Genomic DNA, 5256 nt, shown 5'->3' on the forward strand with positions numbered 1-5256 from the left:
GCTGTACACCGGCCCGGACAGCGACCCGGTCGACAGCATCGACTTCAGCAGCCTGATCGTGGCCACTGACAACGATGGCGACGAAGCCACGCTGGATGCGGCCAAGCTGTTCACCATTGCGGTACAGGATGATGTGCCGGAAGTGGTCGACCAGCCTGAAGCCATCTCTGCCACGGTGGAAGAGGACGACATGACCGGCAGCGCCGGCGGCGACCTGTCCACCGGCAACAACGAGGATGGCTCCAGCAACCAGGACGAAGCCAGCAGCACCGTCAACGGCTCCATCGCCAGCCTGTTCACCGCCGGCGCCGACGAGGACCTGAGCTTCAGCCTGTCCACCGATACCAGTGGCCTGCCTTCCCTGTACTCGCAGGGTGAGCCGGTGCTGTACATCGTGGAAGACAACGTGCTTACCGCCTACGTCGATGGCGGCCTGGAAGGCACCGACGACGACCGCGTGGTGTTCACCCTGACCATGCATGATGACGGGAGCTGGGACTTCGATCTTCAGGATCAGCTCGACCATGTCGACGATGGCGCGAACGACGAAAACACCGCGCTGTACACCGGTGAAGGCAATGACCCGGTCGACAGCATCGACTTCAGCAGCCTGCTGATCGCCACCGACTTCGATGGCGACGAAGCCACGCTGGATGCGTCCAACCTGTTCACCATCACGGTGGAAGATGACATCCCGGTAGTCGGTCAAACCTCCAACCTGGTCTACGCCAACAGCCTGAACGATGGCAGTACCGATGCCTGGGGTATCTTCCAGTACAGCGTGGGGGCTGACGAGCGGAATACCTACTCGTCTTCGTCCAGCGACTTTGCCGCCATCACCTTCAGCGGCCTGGTCGGTGAGCTGGCCATCAGCAATACCGATGTGAACTGGCTGAGCGAGAACGGCACGACGGCAACGTTTGAAATTTCCTTCGATTATGCGTCCAACCCCAATACGCCCAATGTGCTGACGCATGCCACCGGCACCCTGGTGTTCGACAAGGAGGCCGGTACTTACACGGTTAGCCTGGATGACACCATCAAGGGTTACACCGTGCTGACCACCAGCAATGTCATTGGAGATCGGGACAGCTACGACCTGGGAGGTTCACCGAAGCCGGAAATCGTGGTATCGCAACTGGATAACAGCTTCTTCGTGCGCTTTACCGGCGGTTCCGGCAGCTTTGCCACCACCGATGGCGACAAGGCGCTGGAGACGAACGAGGTATTCACCGGCACGCAGACCTGGGTCAGCGTCAGTGGCAGCGAGAACGGTATTGCCAGTGACACCTTGCAGCGTGGCGAAGTGCTGAACATGGACTTCTACACCAGCGATCCTGGTGGAGCGGTGAACCCGGGAGCCGGTGATGCTCGCGCCGACGGCATCTATCTGAAGCTGGCCAAGTGGATTCCTGGCGAAGACATGATCGTGCTGCTGAAGCTGATCGACCCGGACAACAACACCATGATCACCCGCGCCATTGTGGTGGAATCCGGCGATATCTACACCGGCAGCAACCCCTACAACCTGACCGGTGCCGACGGTTATGTGATCATCGAAAGCAACGACTACAACATCAACCCCGGAGAGAACTATCAGATCTACGGCATGCAGTTGCTGGTTTCCACCGAGGACATCACCGGTTCCGGTATCAATCTGAACAGGGATACCGGCGATAGCGGCGGCTCCAGCACGATGCAGGATTTCGATGCCAACCCGACACCGAATACCGGCACCACGGACACCGATGTTATCAAGATCGTGGACGTGGGCATTATCACCAGCCAGAACAACGAACTGGACGCCCAGCTCACCTTCGACGTGACAGTGCAGGATGCCGATGGCGACAGCACCGGCACCCAGCAATTGGATGTCACCATCACCAACAGCAACATACTGGCAGGCTCTGGCGAGAGCGATACCCTGCACGGTACGGCTGCGGCCAACATCCTGCAGGGTGGTGCCGGCGACGACTGGCTGGTGGGTGGCGGCGGCAGCGATACCCTGACCGGCGGTGCCGACAACGACACCTTCGTCTGGGAGTTCGGCGATCAGGGTACCCCCGGCACTCCAGTCACCGACACGGTCACCGACTTTGCCCGCAACCCGGTGGATGCCACCCAGAAAGACATGCTGGATCTGAGCGACCTGCTGCAGGGCGAAGACGGCATGAGCAATACCGATCTGGGCAAGTACCTGCACTTCTCCGACGATGGCGCAGGAGGCACGCTGGTGCAGATCAGCAGCGGCGGGCAATTCAACGGCAGCAACTACGCAACGGCCACCGACCAGGCGATTGTGCTGCAGGGTGTCAACTATGACCTGCTGGGCAGTACCAGTGACGCTGACATCATCAACCTGCTGAAAACCAACCAGAACCTGAAGACCGACTAAGGAGGTCCACACACGGAAAGAGCCGGCAAACCCGGCTCTTTTTGTTTGCATGCCGGGAAAAAACACGCGGCACCGCTAGCCTGACGCTAATCAAACCTTATCGATTTGCCAGCGCTGGCGTGGCGGCAAGGTGGCAAATTTTACATACACTGAAACTATCCCCCACAGCAACGGAGCACGCAGCATGGCAATGACTGGCAATGTGGCAGCAGGCAAGGTAGTGGCACTCTCCGGCAAGGTTATCGCCGTGGCCATGGATGGCACCCAGCGTACCCTGCAGGTAGGCGATGTGCTGCTGGCGGGCGAGCGCCTGCTGGTGCCTGCGGATGCTTATATCGAATTGCAGGCTTTTGCGGGCGATACCGTGCGTATTGCTGAGGCCAGCGATCTCACCGTGACCGATGATGTGATCACCGCTCCCGTCGGTGGCGCCGAGGCACAGCAGGTGTTGGCCGCACTGGCATCCGGCCAGGATCCGCTTACCCAGCTGGAGGCCGCCGCCGCCGGTCTGGGCGGCGCCGCGGCCGGTGCCGAGGACAGCGGCAACACCTACATCATTCTTGGCCGGATTCGGGAAGGCATCACCCCTGCATCGCTGGCGCAGGGTGTGGCGCGTGCGGCCAACCTTACCGTGCCTGCCGGCAGCAGCACTGGCCTGGCCACGCCGGTAGTGAGCGATGAGCCGGTAACGCCGCCGCCACCGCCGCCAGTACCAGGCGTCAATGTCGACGATGTCAGCGTGCAGGAAGGCTCGCCGGCCATTTTCAGCATCACGCTGGGCAATGCCGCGGCAGACAGCACGCTGACGCTGACCCTGGCCGATGGCAGCGCGCTATCGCCAGAGGACTACGCCGGCAACGCGGTGTACTACAGCCTGGATGGCGGCGCCAGCTGGCTGCCCTATGGCGGCAGCATCGCGGTGAGCGCCGGCAACAGCACGGTGCTGGTGCGGGTGGATACCGTGGCTGATACCGTGGATGAGGCAGATGAGCTGTTCAACCTGGGGGCCACGCTGGACAGCGCTGGCATCGCCTACAGCGACAGCGCCGTGGGCGGTATCCAGGATGACGACATTCCCAGCATCCAGTTCGTGAACCCCGGCAGCAACAGCGGCGATATCGTGGTACCGGAAGGCGACAGCGCGCAGTTCACGCTGCAGATCCGCAATACCGCCGAGGACAGCAGCCTGCAGCTGACTCTGGCCGACGGCAGCGCGCTGCACCCGGACGACTACGCCGGCACCAGTTTCGAATACCAGCTGGACGGCGGTGCCTGGCAGCCCTACCCGGCCGGCGGCATCAGCGGCCTGGCCGCTGGCGACCATGTGCTGCTGATCCGCACCAGCACGGTGGGCGATACTACCGACGAGCCGGACGAAACCTTCTCGCTTGGCGCCAGCCTGCTGAGCAACGGCAGCTACTACGATGCCAGCGCGCTGGCCACCATCGTGGACGATGACATCACCCCGCCGCCACCGCCGCCGGTGCTGTACGAGGAAGGCTCCTCCTGGCTGATGAACTATGCCGACCACCAGCAGCGCTTCGACATCAAGGCCAAGGATGGCGACATCACCCTGCTGAACGGGCGCAGCATCTACTGGGACATCCTGGTGCCGGGCGTGGTGGCCGATAGCCTGCAACTGGCTCCGCACAGCCTGCCGGACGGCACCACTGCCGACTGGGAAAAACTGTACACCGGCAATGGCGATACGCTGTTCCGCTTCTACCTCACCGCCGGAGACAGCGATGTGGTGCTGAACCAGAACGACCAGTTCCACATCTACGTGAACGGCGCGCCGGAGGACAGCAACATCCAGCTGATCAACAGCAACGAGTTTGTGCTGCCGCACAGCAACTTCCACACCGACTACGGTACTGACTTCGATACCGGCACCCCTGGGCCTGGCGATGACCAGAACTGGCTGAGCAGCGATGGGGATGGCGGCGAATTTGCCGACAACACGCCGGATACAGCCGTCGGCAACACCGTGGCCTACGGAGAAGGCAACGACATGGCCTACGGCGGCACTGGCGATGACAGCCTGCAGGGCGGCAGTGGCAATGATTTTCTGGAAGGCCGCGCCGGCGACGACACCCTGAGTGGAGACAGCGGCAATGATGTGCTGATGGGCAGCTTCGGCAGCGATACGCTGTCCGGCGGCAGCGGCGAAGACACGCTGGCGGGCGGCTTTGGCAATGACATCCTCAGCGGCGGCGACGACAGCGACACCTTCGATTTCAACATCGGCGACCAGGGCAATGCCGGGGCACCGGCGGTGGATACCATTACCGATTTCACCGTGGGCGAAGGCGGCGATGTCATCGACCTCAGCGACATGCTGCCCAATGGCAACCTGGAAAGCATCGACCTTGGCGACTATCTGCACTTCAGCGAGAGCGATGGCAATACCGTGCTGCATATCAGCAGCAGCGGCGACTTTGCCGGCGATGTCGATGACTACGGTGCGGTGGCCGACCAGGTGATCCTGCTGCAAGGGGTGGACCTGACGCTGCTGGGGAGCAACAGCGACATCATCGAGCACCTGAAGAACAACGCCAACCTGAAAACCGGGCCGTAAGCACTAGATGGGCAAGCAGCAACAAGGTTGGCCGCATACCCTGCGGCCAACTTTTTTTGGGGGCCACGAAAATCGTGCGACAGGGGGAAAGGCATTTTTGCCACGAAGCCCACGAAAGACACGGAAGAAAGCCAGGTGGGAACGGGCTTTTTGTGTTGTTTCGTGGGTTTCGTGGCCAAGCGACGTCCCCCCATTCTCAGTAGCACTGAGCATTAGAGTCCGAGGCTAATTTACCTGATTTCTCAGCGAGTGATTTGGCGTAGGCCGCCGGCGTCAAACCACC

At 61.5% G+C, this 5256-nt stretch carries 2 protein-coding genes; both read left to right on the forward strand.

The window, feature by feature from the left end; all coding sequences use genetic code 11:
- On the forward strand, positions 1–2395 hold a 2395-nt coding region (locus tag ACFOKJ_RS12710; RefSeq protein WP_390280153.1), incomplete at its 5' end, for a type I secretion C-terminal target domain-containing protein.
- A gap of 184 nt (positions 2396–2579) precedes the next feature.
- Entirely contained in the window at positions 2580–4973 is a 2394-nt protein-coding gene (locus ACFOKJ_RS12715; RefSeq protein WP_390280155.1) for a retention module-containing protein, read from the forward strand.
- Positions 4974–5256 lie beyond the last annotated feature (283 nt).

This window comes from Vogesella amnigena (assembly GCF_042648905.1).
GTDB classification, from domain to species: Bacteria; Pseudomonadota; Gammaproteobacteria; order Burkholderiales; family Chromobacteriaceae; genus Vogesella; species Vogesella amnigena.

Excerpts from the sequence above, each read along its gene's own strand:
- ACFOKJ_RS12715 (WP_390280155.1), top strand. The coding sequence starts at position 2,580 with ATGGCAATGACTGGCAATGTGGCAGCAGGCAAGGTAGTGGCACTCTCC.